Raw genomic sequence first — 17,505 nt, forward strand, 5'->3', positions numbered from 1 at the left:
ATATATAAATGATTAAGCAATCCTCTGTAATAAAAAATAATTTTGGAAATGTTGTTATAAGTAATAGTAACAATAAAGGAGGCATGTATATGAACAGACATAACATTGAAATTATATTAAATCAGATAAAGACTAATATATATATTACAGATATTCATACTAATAAAATTATTTTTATGAATGAAAATATGAAAGAAGAATATAGTATTTTAGTTCCAGAAGGAAAAGTCTGTTGGGAAGTATTATATCCCGAAAAAAATATTCCTTGCAGTTGTTGTAAGATTTCAGAATTACTGGCGAGCAATAAAAAAGGAGTATCAATAAAATGGTATGAAAAATGTAATAAGTTAAATAGAGTTTTTGAGAATTATGATAGTTTAATTACATGGTATGATGGGACAACTGTTCATATACATCAATCTATAGATATTACAAACTCTATAGATTTAAACAAACAACTTAAGATTGATGAGTTTTATAAAGTATCAGATAACGATGAAAAAAAAGAGAACTTTGAGTATTTAAATATATCAAGAGATAAATTTGATTATGATTCCACTTTACTTTATGATGCTCTTATTAGAGGTACAGATGAATATATATATATATGTAACTTCAAAACAGGAGTATTTCGATATTCACCATCACAAGTTGAATTATTTGATTTACCAGGAGAAATTGTGGAAAATCCACTTGAATATTGGAAAAAAATTGTACATCCAGAGGACTGGAATCGTTTTTATAAGTCAAATATGGAAATAGGTAAAGATTATATGGATTATCATACAGTTGAATTTAGAGCTAAAAATCGTAGTGGAGAATATATATGGTTAAAGTGTAAAGGCCAATTAATGCGTGATGAATTTGGAGAGCCAAGTATTTTTGCAGGAATTATGACGCAGTTAGGTAAACAAAATAAGATTGACCCATTAACACAGTTATTGAATTACTATGAGTTTATGAGTGTATTTGAAGAAAAACTTTCAAATCCCATGATTGAAAAATTATGCATAATGCTACTAAATATTGATGACTTTAAGAATGTTAATGAGATATATGATAGAGCCTTTGGAGATAACATAATAAAAACTTTAGCACAATCTATAAAATCTATTTTGCCAGGTAATGCTGAACTTTATAAACTTGATGGTGATGAAATGGGAATTCTTGTTGATAATGTTGAAGAAAATGACATTCGAATTCTATATGAACAAATACAGAATTTGATTATACATCTTCACTTGTGGAGAAAATATGGATTAAATATAACAATTTCTACTGGATGTGCTATATATCCAAAGCATGGAGATACAGTAAAAGAACTTTATAAATATGCTAGCTATTCTTTACAGTATGCTAAAGAACATGGAAAGAATAAACTTGTTTTTTTCTCTGAAAAAATCTTGAAAAATAAAATGCATTCATTGGAAATGATGTGGGAGTTGAAAGCATCAATTAATGATAATTTTCGAGGATTTAGTCTTAGATTTCAGCCACAAGTAGACACGCAAAGTCATAAAATAATAGGTGTAGAAGCACTTTTAAGATGGACTAACCAAAAAGGTGAAGCAATTTCTCCTTTAGAATTTATTCCAATTTTGGAAGAAAATGACATGATAAATGATGTGGGAGCATGGGTACTTCGAATGGCATTACGTACTTGTAGTGATTGGATTGATTATAATCCTCTTTTTACAGTAAGCGTAAATATTTCAGCTGTACAAATATTAGAGGAGACGTTTATTGAGGATGTAATTAAAATTATATCTGAGGAAAGTTTTCCTTATCAAAATCTTGTATTAGAGTTGACAGAAAGTCATACAGTACAAAATATGAGTGTTTTACAAGATAAGTTTGAAATTCTACAATGTTTAGGAATTCGTATTGCTATGGATGATTTTGGTACAGGGTACTCTTCTTTAGAGATTTTAAAATTTTCTCCAATAGATATAGTTAAAATTGATAGAGTATTTGTCAAAGACATATTAAAAAGTAAGTTTGATGCTACATTCATACGATTTATTGTTGCAATTTGTCATGATGTAGGCATAAGAGTGTGTTTAGAAGGAGTAGAAACACAGGAGGAGTATGATTTAGTTAAGCAAATGAAACCAGATTACATACAGGGATATTTTTTTGGAAAGCCGCAAACAGCAAGAGAAATTTTAGCTATTTTAAAATTAGATATCTAATACTAATCAAATTTTCAATTTCACATTTACTTATATAATCTAGCAAGTAAATATATTTTAATTTTAACTGACATTTAACCTTAGATAAAAATAAAGAAAAAGTAAAATATAGGTAGATTATGTAAATATATATGCTATAATAGGGTTAACAAGAAGAAGCAGTCTACAATCTAAAGAGTGAGGTTCATGCGTAAAGAATATCCTCCCAACGTTAAGAAGGGAGGTGAATTGTGCATGGATATTTTTTTACGAGGTGTACTAGAACGTTTAGTTGCCAGTTTTATAGTTAACAAACTATTTGGAAAATGTAAAAAACCACTCGAAGCGACAACTAAGAGTGGTTGGGAATTTGATTTAAAAATCACATTCCGTAAAAATGAGTAATTTTAAATTACGAACTCCACTCTACTGACAATAGATTGTAGTTCTTCTTGTTTTTTATTATACCACAAATTGATACAATTATTCAAAAAAAATATTTATATAATATGATTGATGATGCTAGTTCAATTCTAATTGTGTTCAAAATCTATTAATACACTATATTAAGTATTTGAATTGAGATTAAAATCTCATACAATTTTGTATCTTAATTCAAAGTCTAAAAATCGGGTGGCACTTGGTAACTTCACTCATTATACAGGTACTGGTGTTTAATCTAGGTTCGATTCCTAGAACTTGAGACATAATATGTAATTCCACCTTAAAAAGACTAAGTTTGGGTAAGTTTAGTCTTTTTAAATTCTAAAATTCTTCTAATGCAGTTCATATTCAGTACACAAACTTTTGGTAATATATAAGTAAATCAAAGATTGTATAGACACTAAATGAATTCAAATATACATACTTGTACATAAAATATATGATAATTTTGGGAGGTATAAACATGAAATGTCCTAACTGTGCTAGTGAGAAAATTCAAAAAAATATTAAATGGGGAGGAAAAGGAAATGCTGGTAATGTTGGATTAAGATATAGTTTACTAGGAGTAGCAACCGTATATTCTGATTTATGTTTGGATTGTGGTGAAATAGTTAGAACATACATAATGGAAAATACTGATGAGGATTGGCAGATAAAGAGAATAAAGAATATAAAAAAATAGAATAAGTTAAAAGGCTATCTTTGTAGATGGTCTTTTTTTATATAATAGATTGAAAAGGAGACTGAATTATGAAATTTGAAGAAGTATTACCACTAATAAAAAATGAAGAAAAAGCATTTAGATTATGTTGGAATGGGAAAGGAATGTATGTGCAAATGGATAAAGGCGGAAGTTATGAGTTTTCAGAAATTTATCCATTCTTTGTAATAAAAAACACATTGAATTCTTTTAATACATGGGTTCCAAGTGTAAGTGATATATTTGCAGAGGATTGGGAAGTAATAAGAGGAGAATGATAAGGGATGGATAGGAGGTTAATAAATGATAAGAGTTTTTATCCAAATAATATTTATCCAGCAATAGACTTTCTCAAGATAAAAAGACAGTTAAAATCAATATACGTTTATGAGATTGAACAGTTATTCAAGTCTCAAGTTGAAAATTTTAGTATATCAAAACTTAAGAATTGATGCTTAAGAAGGTAGCAACTGGAAATAGTTGTTACCTTCTTTTTTAATAAATTTAAATTTTATAAAACAATATATCTTTTCCTAATTAAATAATAGGATATTATTGTTATGATAGACACTAATATTACTGATATTATTGCAGTATCAAGTCTTCTTGTTAATAAACCCATGATTATATATTCTAAACCTATTAAATAGTGATAAAATATTTCTAGTTTAGTAGCTTTTTCTCTATCTATATTCCCATATTTTAATTCTAATTTATCTAAATATTTTTTCTTACAATAATTAGTTTTACCCTTGATTAAATATCCTACAGTAACTACTATTGTAAATGTTACTCCATAACTTAAAAATATAATGTTCCAAGAATTCATAGTAGAGATACCTCCATTTAGATTTATTTTCTTAATCAAAGTATATCAGTAGTATAAACATAAAGAGTGTCTAAAAAATTACAAATATTAACAAAGGGAATAAAATTATAGTAAAAGTTTTAATAATAAAACGAACAAAAACTATCATACTAAAACATAAGACATGTTATAATTGTATTACAAAGTTTCATTAATTACACTAAAAGCACTTCTGCAAAAGAGTGCTTATTTTTTTGGAATTCATTAATATATATGAACTATTAAGAACATTACTCAACACACTTTAAAATTGATTTAAATAGGTCTTTTTAACAACCTAAATCATATGATATAATAAAAAAATAGAAGTGTACTGCCAATACACTTCTATAGTTATAACTAAGCATTCTCATGTCGGGGAGTGCTTTTTTCATTTTTCCAAACAATATTATTTACTTCATCAATAATTATCAAATCAATCTCATTTTCTTCTAATATTTCTGTTGCAGTAAAAATTAGATTATCTAAGTCAAAACTTCGAGTTATTTCTAGTTGATTGTTGTTTAGAGTTCTTTTTAGTATGTAAGTCTTAAAACGCACTTATATCACCTCTCATATTTATAAAAAAATTAAACATATATTAGCCTCTAAAATAGTTACATTAACTTGTGTTTTTAATAAACTTGTATTTACTCTTTTTTATCTAAAAGTATATTTATGAGCAAATATGCAACAAATAAAAAAATCTCAATGACACATAGTGTTATAGCTATAACTAGAAGTGATTGATTTTTCCATGCACTATAAGCTATGATGAAAAGAAATGTAAAAGCGCATAATGTATAATTCATAATTTTAACTAATATATGACTTGTTTTCATTGTTAAGTATAAGTCTCTTTCATCTGCATTATCTTGTAATTCTTCAACAATGCCTTTTTTTGAAAAAGCATTGTAAAAATTAAAGATTGCTATTGTAATTAAAAGGAATGATGAAATTAGGAATCTTTGTTCTTTTAAAATGTAGTAAATAACTATGCTAGCACAGCATAACATAGAAGCTATAACAGCTACTATAAAACCTCGTCTATTCTTTACCTTCATGTTTTTTGTCCTCCATTTCTTTATTTTCTTTTAAACAACATAGTTCTTCAATAGTTATACCAAACACTTGTGCCATACGATAAGCAAGCATAAGAGAAGGACTATATTGCTCTTTTTCAATAGAAATAATTGTTCTGTTTGATACATGGACTAAATCAGCAAGTTGTTGCTGTGTTAAACTCATATTTGTTCGAAATTCTCGCACTTTTGTTTTCATTCCATACCCTCTCTCTATATGAAGCTAACTTCATGTGAAGTTAGCTTCATAATATCCTAAAAAGAGTAAAATGTCAATTTTTTTTAGAGAAAAGATAAAAATAAACTAAAAAAGTAGAATATATTGTAAATTTTACCTGTAGTTTTTGTATTAAAAAGTTCCTACTATTAGTTTAAGTTAAATTTTATGTTATATAGAAAGAAGGAATATATTATGCTAAATAAAAAATTACCAGATGCAGAATTAAAACTCATGAAATTTATTTGGAATTTGGGATACAAAACTGTAATATCAAAAGATGTTGCAGATGAAATGGATGAAAACTATGGGTGGAAACATACAACTACAATTACAATCTTAGCAAGACTAACTAAAAAAGGTTTTTTAATATCTCAGAGAATTAGAAGACATGTACACTATACAGTATTAGTGAAAGAAAAAGAATATTTGAAATTAGAAAGAAAAAGAATTTTTTGAGGTTTACATAACAATCCTTTATCAGAACTAATTTCAAAGCTACATAAAGAGGAAATAACAGAAGACAAAATAACAGAAATATGAGAATGGATAAAAACTTGGAAAGATGAAGATTAATAGCGTAAAAGGTAGCTACTAATATAAGTGCTACCTTTTTATTGATATGGATAAAATATGGAAAAGTTATATAAAATTGTGGGTAAAATATTTTACTGATATCTAACTGACATTTGACCTTTAAAATTAAAAAAATATTGATTTTATTAAATAATAACTACTTGATTTAGTAAATACTAAAGGATATAGTAACTATATAGACAACAAAGCAAAAAGGAGTGTACAAACCTTGGAAAAACAGTATTTTACTACAGGTGAATTTGCAAAACTATGTGGTGTTTCTAAGCAGACGTTGATTTTTTATGATAAAATAGGGATTTTTTCACCTGAATATAAAGATAAAAACAATTATAGATATTATTCAGTATATCAGTACGATACATTAGATATATTACAATCATTAAGAGAAATAGGCATGAGTTTAGAAGAGATAAAAGAATATATAAAAAATAGAAGCCCTCAACATTGTGTAGAAATGCTTAAAGAAGAAGAAAAAAAGATAAAAGAGAAAATAAAAAAATTAAAACAAATAAGTTCTAAAATACAAAACCGGATAAATACTACAGTTGAAGGTATTTCTAAGATATATAATGAAGAAATTTATATATCCAATAGATGTGAAGAATACTTAGTATTATCAAGTGATTTGAGTAGTATAAATGATGGCAATTTTATGATGGAATTGATTGATTTTACAAATTACTGTAAGTCAAAAAATCTGTATCAGGGGTATGAACTAGGAGCAATAGTAAGTAATGAAAATATAAAAAATGGAGAATATTTAAGTATATCAAGTTTTTATTTAAAAATAGATAAAAAAATAAAAGATAAAAAGCTATATATAAAGCCAGAAGGAATGTATGTGTGTATAAAGCATATTGGGAGATATGAAGACTCATATAAGTCCTATGAAAAATTAAAAAAATATATATACGATAATAACTATAAAATTATTGGTAATTCATATGAAGAAAGTATACTTGACTTTTTTTGCGAAAATAATGAAGAAAATTATATGACTGAGATTTCAATTCAAATATCTATATAAGAATTAAAAATTAAAATAGAGGTATATTCAGGTGATAAGTAATTTTACTTATCACCTGAATATACCTCTATTTTAATAATAAAGTATATGAATTTTTAAATAATACTTATAGGATAAAGTTTAATATTAACTAAATGCTAATTATACAAATAAATTATAAACAAAAGTTGTTAAAAAACAAACAACAAAAGCAAGTACAGTAGGCATTAAAAATCCTAAGGCAGTCCATTTTAAACTTCCAGTTTCTCTTTTTATAGTTAAAAGTGTTGTTGCACAAGGCCAATGAAGTAAGCTAAATAACATAACATTTAAAGCTGTTAAATAAGTCCAACCATGTTCTCTAAGAACTTGACCTAGAGCACTAAAGCTATCTAATTCTATCATAGAACCAGTTGCTAGATAAGCCATTAAAAGTATAGGTACAACTATCTCATTTGCTGGAAAACCAAGAATAAAAGCCATTAATATGAAGCCATCTAGGCCAATTAGTTTAGCTAAAGGGTCTAAAAAGTTTGCAACATGTGATAATATGCTCAAATCTCCTATATAGATATTTGCAAATATCCAAGTTATTACACCAGCAGGTATAGCCACCATTACAGCTCTTCCTAAAACAAATATTGTTCTATCTATTATAGAAGTATATAAAGTTCTACCTATTTGAGGAACTCTATAAGGAGGAAGTTCTAATGTAAATGTAGAAGGAACTCCTTTTAATAATGTTTTGGAAAGAGTATAAGAAACCAACAATGTTATTATAACTCCTAAAATTATTAATAAGGTTATACAAAATGCAGTTGCTATACTAGATACAAAAGAGCTAGTTACAACAGAGCTAAAAAATATTGTAGATATGGCTATTAAAGTAGGAAAACGACCATTACAAGGTACAAAGTTATTTGTAAGTATAGCAATAAGTCTTTCTCTTGGAGAGTCAATTATTCTACAACCAATAACTCCAGCAGCATTACATCCAAATCCCATACACATAGTCAGGCACTGTTTACCATGAGCACATGCTTTTTTAAATAGATGGTCTAAATTAAATGCAACTCTTGGCAAATATCCAAAATCCTCAAGTAATGTGAATAATGGAAAAAAGATTGCCATAGGAGGTAACATTACAGAAATTACCCATGCTAAAGTTCTATATAATCCTAATACTAACATATCATTTAACCACAATGGACAATTAATGCTATTTAATATATTTGAAATACTTGGTTCAAATCCAAGTAATAAATTAGATAATAAAGTGGATGGATAGTTAGCACCTTCTATAGTAATCCACAGTATAGTACCTAATAATAAGAGCATTATTGGAAGTCCAAATATTTTAGATGTTAATATTTTATCTACTTTTTCTTCTCTATCTGTTGGTTTTTTAGCATTATTAGAACAACACTTATCACTTAATTTTTTAGCATAATCATAATTGATTTTAGTAAATTCATCTCTAGTCTTCTGTTTGTTTATATCATTTGGAACTTTTTTCTTTACTTCGTTAATAGCATCTATAGAATCTTTATCTATATAATTACTCATAGATTCAAAAATACTTTCATCGCCATCAATAAGTCTAAGACCCAACCACCTAGAATTTATATTTGGCATGATATCATCTAACTCTGGTTGAATTGATTTTACTGTGTTTTCTATATTTTCGCTGTATTTTACTGGCTTATTATTAAACTTGTATCTATCAAAAGATACATCATTTAAAATTTCTAATAGTTCACCCATACCAGAACCATTTCTTGCAGCAGTTAAAACAACTGGAATTCCAAGAGATTCCTCTAAGAAATCTTTATTAATATTAATACCTTTTTTTCTAGCTTCATCTATCAAATTTATACACAAAATGACTTTATCTGTGAGTTCCATTACTTGAAAAACTAAATTTAAATTTCTTTCAAGACATGTAGCATCACACACTACTATTACTGCATCTGGATTACCAAAGCATATAAAATCACGAGCTACAACCTCTTCTTGTGACAAAGCAAATAGAGAATATGTTCCTGGTAAATCTATTAATGCATACTCTGTATTTTGATATTTGAAATTACCACGAGCTGTAGCTACAGTTTTTCCTGGCCAATTTCCAGTGTGTTGTCTAAGTCCAGTAAGATGATTAAATACAGTACTTTTACCTGTATTTGGATTACCAGCTAGTGCAATTACAAACTGGTCTTCCTTGTTATCTATATCAAACATGTCTTTTAAAGAATTCATTTTAGTTGAGTTGTGTGTTAAACCCATATTAATATCCTCCTGCTAGAAAATTTTAAATGTCAGAAACTAATATTAGTCTACTTTCTTCTTGTCGTAGAGCTATCTTGCTACCTCTGATGTTGTAGACAGTTAAATTATTTTTTGGTCCTTTTCTAACTACATCTATAACAGCTCCTCTAGTAAGACCAAGCGCTAACATTCTCTCTCTTAAATTACCACTAGATAATATATCTTCAACTTTAACAGTTTTTTTCACTTGAATATCATTAAGGTTTTTCATAGTAGCACCTCCATGCATGAAATTTAGCCTGAGCTAATCTTCTTATTTTAAACTATGCACTATGCTATTACCTTGTTACTTTTTGCAAAAAAAAGATAGGCAATATGCCTATCACAAAGTTGGGTATAATTCTTACTTTTGGGGAAAGTAGAATATAGAATAAAAATTAACATTTTGAATCTATATAATTATTGAATTTTGATAATAAAAAAGTCAGAAAGCGCAAAAGCCTTCTGACTTATATAAGGTATTTTCAAATACCTAGATATCAATTCAATATTTAATTTATGATTTAATTATATATTAACAATGTTAGCTTGTCAACACTATAATCTCATTTTAATATGTTCAATACCTGCTTCATCATACACTTCTGAAATTTCTTTAAAACCACAAGATAAGTAAAGATTTTTTATGTAAGCCTGTGCTGATAAGGTTATATTATTTTCATGCAAATTAACCTTTATAAAGTCTATAGCACAGTCCATCATTTTCTTTGCCAAGCCCTTTTTTCGATGAGTAGAAAGAACTAAAACCCTACCAATAGAAACATCATTATAAGAGCTATATTTTTTAGGGATTATTCTGGCATAAGCACAAATCAACCCATTCTCTTCTAAAAATATATGATAAGAGTTTTTGTCTACATCATCATAATCATTTAATGAAAATATCCTCTGTTCGCATGCAAATACTTCATATCTTGACTTTGCTATTTCGTAAAACTCATTTAGACTTAAATCATTAAAGTGTTTTATTTTAAACATAATAATTACCTCCTAAGTATATTAAAACCAAATATTAAGATATATTATACCATTTTATAATTTTTAACAGTAATACTTTTATTAAAATAGGTATGTGTTAAAAATATTTTAAAAAAGTGTTATACTGTATTAAAAACAAAATATTAGTTAGAAAAATTATGGTTTGTGGAGGAAGTTGTTTTGAATACTACCAAAAAATTAACTGAAGCGGCTTTATTGTCGTCTTTATTTATAGTAATAACAATTATAGCTGTAGGGACTGGGTTTGGATATGCCATTTATTTAGATTTTATAGTGCCAATATTTTTTTGTATAATATGTTTAAAGTGTGATTTAAAGTAGACTGTTTTATCTGGAGTTATATCTCTTTTAATAATTTCCTTGGTGCTTGGAAATTTGGGAACTGCTATTTGGGCAAGTCAGAGTGTGTTACTTGGTATAATATGTGGTTATTTGATAAGTAAATCATCAACAGTTATGGATGATTTAGTATATGGTTCAATTATTGGAGTCATTATAATGGTTTTTATTGATATATATGCTTCAGCATTAATAGGATACAGTTTTATGAGAGAATTTCAGGGATATAGTAAATTGATTTATTTTAATGAATACTCAGATTCTATTTTTTACTTACTGATAGCACTGTTTCCTTTTGGAATGGTTTTTTGTATATACTTTTTAAGTTTGATTATGGGACATAAATTACATATTTTAAACTCTAATGCATTAAAAAAGTTTCTAGTGTTTAAGAGTTTTAGATTTTTAAATCAATTTTTATGTTGCTCAAAGAAAGTTTTTTATATGTGTGTGTTTTATTTAACTATTTTTGAAGTTACAAATATATTAAATATTAAAACTGAGTTAGTTTACTTAAAAACAATTTTTATATCAATTGGATATTTGTGTATGTATTTTGTTATTAGAGATTCCTGTATGTCACTACAAAATTTTATAATAACTAAATTTGGAAAAGTAGCATACGCTAGAATTTCTTTTTTGATAGTAGTTATATCTTTATTTCTAATGTTTAAGATAACTGTTATGGGATTAATAATTATAAATGCATTTTTAAATAAGAAAATGAATATAAGATTGACTCAAATTAATATTGTCGATAAACAAATAAATATTTTAATTGAAAAATAAACTTTATGCATTGGTAAAAAATATAAAAAAGTAGTATAATGTAAAAAAACATGTATATAATAATAAAAAAGGTTGACAAAATGTAAAAATAATAATATATTATGAGTAAGTTAAGAAAAATTTCTTGTAATTGATGAAATAATCTGAATATATAAGTGCTGTGAAGAGAAGAAGTAGAGCTGAATTTTATTTAACAGAGAGTTCCAGTTTGGTGAAATGGAATAAATTGATTTAGTTTGAATACATCTTGGAGCAATATCTCTGAAAGATAACAACCACTAAGAGATATCGGAATAGTACACGTTATAGTACATGAGTAAACAAATTATACTCTACAGAGATTAATATCGTGAGATATTAGTGAACTAAGGTGGTAACACGTAAGCAATGCTTTCGTCCTTTTAATAGGATGAGAGCTTTTTTTATTATAAAAATAAAAATCATAGATTATATAAATATTTTAGGAGGAATGAAAATGAAATCAATAGACGAGCAAATGCGAATCATTATGAAAGGTGTAGACGACTTAATAGACGAAAAAGAGCTAAGAGAAAAACTTATTAAATCAGAAAAAGAAGGAAAACCTATGATAGTAAAATTGGGGTTAGATCCAAGTGCTCCAGATATACACTTAGGTCATACAGTAGTTCTTAGAAAGATGAAACAATTACAAGATTTAGGTCATCAAATAGTAATTATAATTGGAGATTTTACAGGTAAAATTGGAGACCCAACTGGAAAATCTAAAGCTAGAAAAGCTTTAACAACAGAGCAAGTTCTTGAAAATGCAAAAACTTATCAAGAACAAATATTTAAAGTTTTAGATAAAGAAAAAACTATTGTAAGATTTAATAGTGAATGGCTAGCTAAATTAAACTTTGAAGATGTAATAAAATTAGCTGCAACTATTACTGTTGCGAGAATGTTGGAAAGAGAAGATTTTAAGAAGAGATATGAAGGACAAATGCCAATATCAGTGCATGAATTTTTCTATCCATTGATGCAAGCATATGATTCAATAGCATTAGAAGCTGATATAGAGCTTGGTGGAACTGACCAAAGATTTAACTTATTAATGGGAAGATCTTTACAAAGAGAATTTGGTATGGAATCTCAAATAGTAATAATGATGCCTTTAATAGAAGGTTTAGATGGAAAAGAAAAAATGAGTAAGAGTTTAGGTAACTATATTGGAATAGATGAAGAAGCTGGAATAATGTACCAAAAATCTATGGAGATTCCTGATGAACTTATAGTTAAATACTATAATTTAGTAACTGATGTTCATCCTGATGAAGTTAATAAAATTGAAACTCAGTTGAAAGATGGATCAGTAAATCCAAGAGATATAAAAATGAATCTAGCAAGAGAAATAGTAACTTTATACCATGGAGAAGAAGCTGCTAAAGAAGCTGAGGAAAGGTTTAAATCTGTATTCCAAAAAGGTCAAATACCTGAAGATATACAAACAATTCAAGTTAAACAAGAAGAATTTGATTTAATTGAAGTATTAGTTTCTAATGAGATTGTTAAAAGTAAGAGTGAAGTTAGAAGATTAGCATCTCAAGGTGGAGTAAAAGTAAATGGTGAGAAAGTGGAAGATTTAAGTACAGTTGCTAAAGAAAGCGAACTTGTTGTTCAAATAGGAAAGAAAAAATTTGTAAAAATAGAGTTAGTAAAGTAAAATAAAAGCAAGTTCGTTGGTTATATAAAAGTATAATCAATGAACTTGCTTTTTTATTATATTAAGGTTTTAAATTGGTAACCATTATCTTTAAAATATGTTATAATTTGGTCTAGTGCATTTACTGTTTCTTGCTTTCCATAAGTATCATGCATTAAAAGTACAACTATTTCTTTACCTTCAGAAGATTTCTTTGCATGTTCAAATAACTCTTGAGCATTTTTCTTTTTACCTTCTGCATCAGCATTTAGAGCATTCCAGTCTATTGATGCCATATTTTTTTCTTTTAAGTAGTTACCTAAAGGTTCCATATTTTTCCATGACATATATCCACCTGGGCATCTAACTACATGTGATGAAAAATTCTTTCCTAGAACTTTTTTCATGGCTTCATCTGTTTTATTAAGTTCATTTACAAATGTATCAAGATTTAGGCTTCTGCCAGGGTATAGTTTTTTGTAGTCATGAGAATATGAGTGATGAGCTATTGCATTTCCCTCATCAAATGTTCTTTTTAAAATTTCATTGGCACCTTTTCGTTCAAGAGAATCCCCCTTAATAAAGAAAGTTCCTTTAACATCGTGTCTTTTTAAGATATCTAGGACTTGTGGAGTATTAGTAGTAGATGGTCCATCATCGAATGTAAGGAATACTATTTTTTCTCCATTATTTGAATAGTCGTATTTGTTAAGTTTATCCCAAACTAATTTTGCGTCATATCCATATTCTTTTGCAGCTTCTTTTTTTGCACCAATGATAGGCTCATTTTTTTCTTTTTCAATTCTTTCTTTTTCTAATTTTTCAGCTTTAAGCTTTTCTTGAGTTTCTTTAATTTCTCTTTTCTTGGACATATCCGCCCATGCCATAGAAAAAATACCAATAACTATTACAACAATTATAGTAAGTGCCATAGTTTTCTTTTTTCTTTTTTTTACCATGATTTCAACATTCCCCCTTTTTGTCGAATTGTATCAAAAATATATTATAATTATATCGAAGAAAGTAGAAAAAGTAAACCGACAAAGTTGTAACTAAAATAACTAAAGTGTAACTTATACAACATTATTTGCATAATATTAAATTATCCTAGATATTGAAATTATCTATAAAAAAATTTAATATAAGTAAAAAAAATATAAAAAAGGTAAAAATTTATTAAAAAGGTGTTTACAAAAAATGATTAATATATTAATGTTAAATAGTGGATATAAATCTAGATTTAAAATACTGAAAAAATTTACTATAACTATATAAATTTATAGTAATGCTTATAGAAAAACTCTCTTGCTGTTTAGGGGGTTTATAATTTTGCAAAAAAATAAAAAGGAGGGGGCTTTATTGAAAAAATACTTTGGAGAAATAGGACTAATATTCATAGCAATTATATGGGGAAGTGGCTTTGTAGCAACCCAATTTGCACTAGATGGTGGGCTTACACCTCTACAAATAATAACTATAAGATTTTTCTTGGCAGCTGTAATTATGAATTTATTATTTTTTAAACAAATTCGTGCCAATATGGGAAAGCATTTATTAAAAGCAGGAGGGCTTTTAGGAATATTTTTATTTTTAGCCTTTACAGTACAAACCATTGGACTTATGTACACTACACCATCTAAAAATGCATTTATAACAGCAGCAAATGTTGTAATAGTTCCATTCATAGGATTTATACTTTATAGAAGAAAACTAGATAAAATAGGATTAATAAGTAGTTTAGTAGCTCTTGTAGGTATAGGTATACTTTCTTTAGAGGCTGATTTCTCTATTAATTTTGGAGATTTATTAACACTGATATGTTCATTTGGATTTGCATTTCATATATTCTTTACTAGCGAATTTGCTAAAGATAACAATCCAATGGCATTAACAGCTATTCAATTTACTGTAGCATTTTTACTGTCTTTAGTAGTTCAGACATTTGCAGGACAGTTGAAAATGGAAGCTGAATTGTCTGGATATATGGGAACTATATATTTAGCTATATTTAGTACTTCAATAGGGTTTTTATTCCAAACTATATGTCAAAAGAGAGTTGATGGAACTAGAACAGCCATAATACTATCTACTGAAGCTATATTTGGGACTATATTTTCTATAATAATTTTAAAAGAACCTATTACAGCCAAATTAGTTATTGGTAGTATATTGATATTTGGTGCAATTATAACAGCAGAAACTAAATTATCATTTTTAAAAAGTAAAAAAGTAGAACTTAAAGAGTCAAAAGATTCTTCACTAGAAAGTATTTAAATAGACAATTGTTTCCTAATTAATCAAATAAAGTATATATTATGTAGAAATTTGACATCAAAACTTAGTTGATACCAATGTTTCAAAGTGATAAAATTAATTAGGAAATAAATTTTATTTTTAGTGTTTAAACTATAGTACATGGGGTATATATATTCTTGTAGCAAGTTATTAAACTTTAAAATAAAAATTTAATTAATATAAAATTGGGAGGAATTTAATTATGAAAAAATTTGTTTGTACAGTATGTGGATATATACATGAAGGAGATGCTGCACCAGCACAATGTCCAGTATGTAAAGTTGGAGCTGATAAATTCGAAGAAATGAAAGGTGAAATGGTTTGGGCTGACGAACATAGAATAGGAGTAGCTCAAGGTGTGGATGCAGAAATAATCGAAGGATTAAGAGCTAACTTTACTGGTGAATGTACAGAAGTAGGAATGTATTTAGCAATGAGTAGACAAGCTGATAGAGAAGGATATCCAGAAGTAGCAGAAGCATATAAGAGAATAGCTTTTGAAGAAGCTGAACATGCTGCTAAATTTGCAGAACTTCTTGGAGAAGTTGTAGTTGCAGATACAAAAGAAAACTTAAGAGTTAGAGTTGACGCTGAATATGGTGCAACTGATGGGAAATTAAAATTAGCTAAGAGAGCTAAAGAATTAGGATTAGATGCTATACATGATACAGTACATGAAATGTGTAAAGATGAAGCTAGACATGGTAAAGCATTCTTAGGATTATTAAATAGACATTTTGGAAAATAATAATTAAAAACATAGATTAAAAGGAGAAACTTTGGTTTCTCCTTTTTTAAATTATACAAAAAATATAAAAAAATCTTTGTAATAAAAGGGTGAAGATAATATGAAATCGGTATCTGTTAGAAGCTGTAAAAATTATGAGTATGAAAATGTAAGATTTTCTATTGAAAAAATTTTAGATGACATTGGAGGGCTTAACAAGTTTGTAAAAGAAGGAAGTAAAGTACTTGTAAAACCAAATCTACTGATGAAAAAAAAGCCTGAAGAAGCTACAACTACTCATCCTATGGTAGTAAGGGTTGTATGCGAAAAGCTTTTAGAATTAAACTGTGATGTAGTAGTAGCAGATAGTCCTGGTGGACCATATAATCAAGCCTCTCTTAAAAGTATATATAAGACATCTGGAATTGAAAAGGTAGCAAATGATTTAGGTATCAAATTGAATTATGATGTTTCAGATGTTAAGATACATAGTGAAAAAGCGCATGCTCTTAAATATATGGATATTATTAAACCAGTAATAGATGCTGATTATGTAATAAATCTTTGTAAATTAAAAACACATGTGATGGCAACTTTTACTGGTGGAACAAAAAACTTATATGGATGTATAGCTGGATTAAAAAAAGCAGAAATACATTATAGATTTCCTACAGAGGAATTATTTTGTGAAAATGTACTTTTAGATATTTGTGATTATGTAAATCCGACACTGACAATTATGGATGGAATTGTAGGGATGGAAGGGGATGGTCCTTCAGCAGGAAACCCTAAAGAAATAGGTGTTTTATTAGCATCACAAAATCCATATGCTATAGATGTTGTTGCATGTAAGATTATAGGTTTGCTTCCAAATAAAGTTGCTACAATTAGAGGGGCTATTAAAAGAGAGTATATAAAAGAAGACTTTTTAGATATTGAGATTGTAGGAGAAGATATAAAGGATTTAATTATAAAAGATTATAAGGTACCAATTGTAAGTAAAGATTTAAGGCTATTTTCTGTAAAATTGCCAAAATTTTTAAATGAACCTATTTCAAAACTTATAACACCAAAGCCAGTGGTTAGATTTAAGGATTGTATAAAATGTGGAAAGTGCAAGGAAGCTTGTCCTGCAAATACCATAGAGATAGGGAATAGAGGTGCTCTTATAGATTTAAATAAATGTATAAGATGTTACTGTTGTCATGAACTTTGTCCTAAAAAGGCTATTGATGTCAAACGTAATTTTGTATTTAAGTATGTAAAATAATGTATAATATTATATGAGTCTATATAAATGAAAA

General features: G+C 27.4%; 21 protein-coding genes and 1 other annotated feature. Of the genes, 13 read left to right on the plus strand and 8 right to left on the minus strand.

What is annotated here, in order from left to right; all coding sequences use genetic code 11:
- The first annotated feature begins 89 nt into the window (after positions 1-89).
- The 5 genes from IC173_RS02275 (at position 90) to IC173_RS02295 (ending at position 3,767) form a co-directional block, all read left to right on the plus strand.
- Complete coding sequence (locus IC173_RS02275) at positions 90-2,192, plus strand: bifunctional diguanylate cyclase/phosphodiesterase (RefSeq protein ID WP_227855100.1); 2,103 nt, start codon at positions 90-92, stop codon at positions 2,190-2,192.
- A gap of 234 nt (positions 2,193-2,426) precedes the next feature.
- Positions 2,427-2,576: a hypothetical protein gene (locus IC173_RS02280; RefSeq protein WP_227855101.1), complete on the plus strand. Its 150-nt coding sequence runs from the start codon at positions 2,427-2,429 to the stop codon at positions 2,574-2,576.
- 502 nt (positions 2,577-3,078) lie between these two features.
- On the plus strand, positions 3,079-3,297 hold the full coding sequence (locus tag IC173_RS02285) for a hypothetical protein (protein ID WP_227432888.1): 219 nt from the start codon (positions 3,079-3,081) through the stop codon (positions 3,295-3,297).
- Between the two features lie 68 nt (positions 3,298-3,365).
- Positions 3,366-3,593, plus strand: a complete 228-nt coding sequence (locus tag IC173_RS02290) for a DUF2829 domain-containing protein (RefSeq protein ID WP_227482334.1) — start codon at positions 3,366-3,368, stop codon at positions 3,591-3,593.
- A gap of 6 nt (positions 3,594-3,599) precedes the next feature.
- Entirely contained in the window at positions 3,600-3,767 is a 168-nt protein-coding gene (locus IC173_RS02295; RefSeq protein ID WP_227432891.1) for a hypothetical protein, read from the plus strand.
- Positions 3,768-3,826: 59 nt separating this feature from the next.
- Here the strand turns inward: IC173_RS02295 and IC173_RS02300 are convergent, their stop codons facing one another.
- From IC173_RS02300 to IC173_RS02315, 4 genes are all read right to left on the minus strand, one after another.
- Complete coding sequence (locus IC173_RS02300; RefSeq protein ID WP_227432892.1) at positions 3,827-4,144, minus strand: hypothetical protein; 318 nt, start codon at positions 4,142-4,144, stop codon at positions 3,827-3,829.
- A 378-nt stretch (positions 4,145-4,522) separates the two neighbouring features.
- Positions 4,523-4,723: a hypothetical protein gene (locus IC173_RS02305; RefSeq protein WP_227823737.1), complete on the minus strand. Its 201-nt coding sequence runs from the start codon at positions 4,721-4,723 to the stop codon at positions 4,523-4,525.
- Between the two features lie 89 nt (positions 4,724-4,812).
- Entirely contained in the window at positions 4,813-5,226 is a 414-nt protein-coding gene (locus IC173_RS02310; protein WP_227855102.1) for a hypothetical protein, read from the minus strand.
- Positions 5,210-5,443: a helix-turn-helix transcriptional regulator gene (locus IC173_RS02315; RefSeq protein WP_227432895.1), complete on the minus strand. Its 234-nt coding sequence runs from the start codon at positions 5,441-5,443 to the stop codon at positions 5,210-5,212. The genes IC173_RS02310 and IC173_RS02315 overlap by 17 nt, the downstream gene beginning before the upstream one ends.
- 213 nt (positions 5,444-5,656) lie before the next feature.
- Here IC173_RS02315 and IC173_RS02320 point away from each other — a divergent pair, with 213 nt between their 5' ends.
- Together IC173_RS02320 and IC173_RS02325 are read left to right on the plus strand one after the other, a co-directional pair.
- Entirely contained in the window at positions 5,657-5,920 is a 264-nt protein-coding gene (locus tag IC173_RS02320) for a BlaI/MecI/CopY family transcriptional regulator (RefSeq protein WP_227855103.1), read from the plus strand.
- 346 nt (positions 5,921-6,266) lie between these two features.
- The gene (locus IC173_RS02325; protein WP_227432899.1) at positions 6,267-7,085 is read left to right on the plus strand and encodes a MerR family transcriptional regulator; all 819 of its coding nucleotides are present in this window, start codon (positions 6,267-6,269) and stop codon (positions 7,083-7,085) included.
- Between the two features lie 141 nt (positions 7,086-7,226).
- Here the strand turns inward: IC173_RS02325 and feoB are convergent, their stop codons facing one another.
- The 3 genes from feoB to IC173_RS02340 all read right to left on the minus strand — a co-directional run bounded on the left by feoB (position 7,227) and on the right by IC173_RS02340 (position 10,367).
- Positions 7,227-9,347, minus strand: a complete 2,121-nt coding sequence (gene feoB, locus IC173_RS02330) for a ferrous iron transport protein B (protein ID WP_227432901.1) — start codon at positions 9,345-9,347, stop codon at positions 7,227-7,229.
- 25 nt (positions 9,348-9,372) lie between these two features.
- On the minus strand, positions 9,373-9,600 hold the full coding sequence (locus IC173_RS02335; protein ID WP_227432903.1) for a FeoA family protein: 228 nt from the start codon (positions 9,598-9,600) through the stop codon (positions 9,373-9,375).
- A gap of 326 nt (positions 9,601-9,926) precedes the next feature.
- Positions 9,927-10,367 carry a GNAT family N-acetyltransferase gene (locus IC173_RS02340; RefSeq protein WP_227432904.1) on the minus strand — a complete coding sequence of 147 codons (441 nt, stop codon included), beginning with the start codon at positions 10,365-10,367 and terminating at the stop codon, positions 9,927-9,929.
- Between the two features lie 180 nt (positions 10,368-10,547).
- On the opposite strand from IC173_RS02340, the gene IC173_RS02345 reads away from it, so the two are divergent.
- From IC173_RS02345 to tyrS, 3 genes are all read left to right on the plus strand, one after another.
- Positions 10,548-10,709 carry a hypothetical protein gene (locus tag IC173_RS02345; protein ID WP_227855104.1) on the plus strand — a complete coding sequence of 54 codons (162 nt, stop codon included), beginning with the start codon at positions 10,548-10,550 and terminating at the stop codon, positions 10,707-10,709.
- Between the two features lie 42 nt (positions 10,710-10,751).
- On the plus strand, positions 10,752-11,516 hold the full coding sequence (locus tag IC173_RS02350) for a DUF2232 domain-containing protein (protein ID WP_227855105.1): 765 nt from the start codon (positions 10,752-10,754) through the stop codon (positions 11,514-11,516).
- Positions 11,517-11,667: 151 nt separating this feature from the next.
- Positions 11,668-11,920 (plus strand) — a binding site (T-box leader).
- Positions 11,921-11,991: 71 nt separating this feature from the next.
- On the plus strand, positions 11,992-13,200 hold the full coding sequence (gene tyrS / locus IC173_RS02355) for a tyrosine--tRNA ligase (protein WP_227432906.1): 1,209 nt from the start codon (positions 11,992-11,994) through the stop codon (positions 13,198-13,200).
- Positions 13,201-13,256: 56 nt separating this feature from the next.
- Here the strand turns inward: tyrS and IC173_RS02360 are convergent, their stop codons facing one another.
- Positions 13,257-14,138 carry a polysaccharide deacetylase family protein gene (locus tag IC173_RS02360; RefSeq protein WP_227482337.1) on the minus strand — a complete coding sequence of 294 codons (882 nt, stop codon included), beginning with the start codon at positions 14,136-14,138 and terminating at the stop codon, positions 13,257-13,259.
- Positions 14,139-14,508: 370 nt separating this feature from the next.
- On the opposite strand from IC173_RS02360, the gene IC173_RS02365 reads away from it, so the two are divergent.
- From IC173_RS02365 to IC173_RS02375, 3 genes are all read left to right on the plus strand, one after another.
- Positions 14,509-15,453: a DMT family transporter gene (locus IC173_RS02365; protein WP_227831134.1), complete on the plus strand. Its 945-nt coding sequence runs from the start codon at positions 14,509-14,511 to the stop codon at positions 15,451-15,453.
- Between the two features lie 223 nt (positions 15,454-15,676).
- On the plus strand, positions 15,677-16,222 hold the full coding sequence (locus IC173_RS02370; RefSeq protein WP_009889371.1) for an NADH peroxidase: 546 nt from the start codon (positions 15,677-15,679) through the stop codon (positions 16,220-16,222).
- A gap of 100 nt (positions 16,223-16,322) precedes the next feature.
- Positions 16,323-17,471 (plus strand): DUF362 domain-containing protein, encoded by a 1,149-nt coding sequence (locus IC173_RS02375; RefSeq protein ID WP_227432909.1) that lies wholly within the window; start codon positions 16,323-16,325, stop codon positions 17,469-17,471.
- The last annotated feature ends 34 nt before the right edge of the window (positions 17,472-17,505 follow it).

Origin of the sequence: Clostridioides sp. ES-S-0048-02 (assembly GCF_020658495.1) — a bacterium.
Lineage (GTDB): Bacteria > Bacillota > Clostridia > Peptostreptococcales > Peptostreptococcaceae > Clostridioides.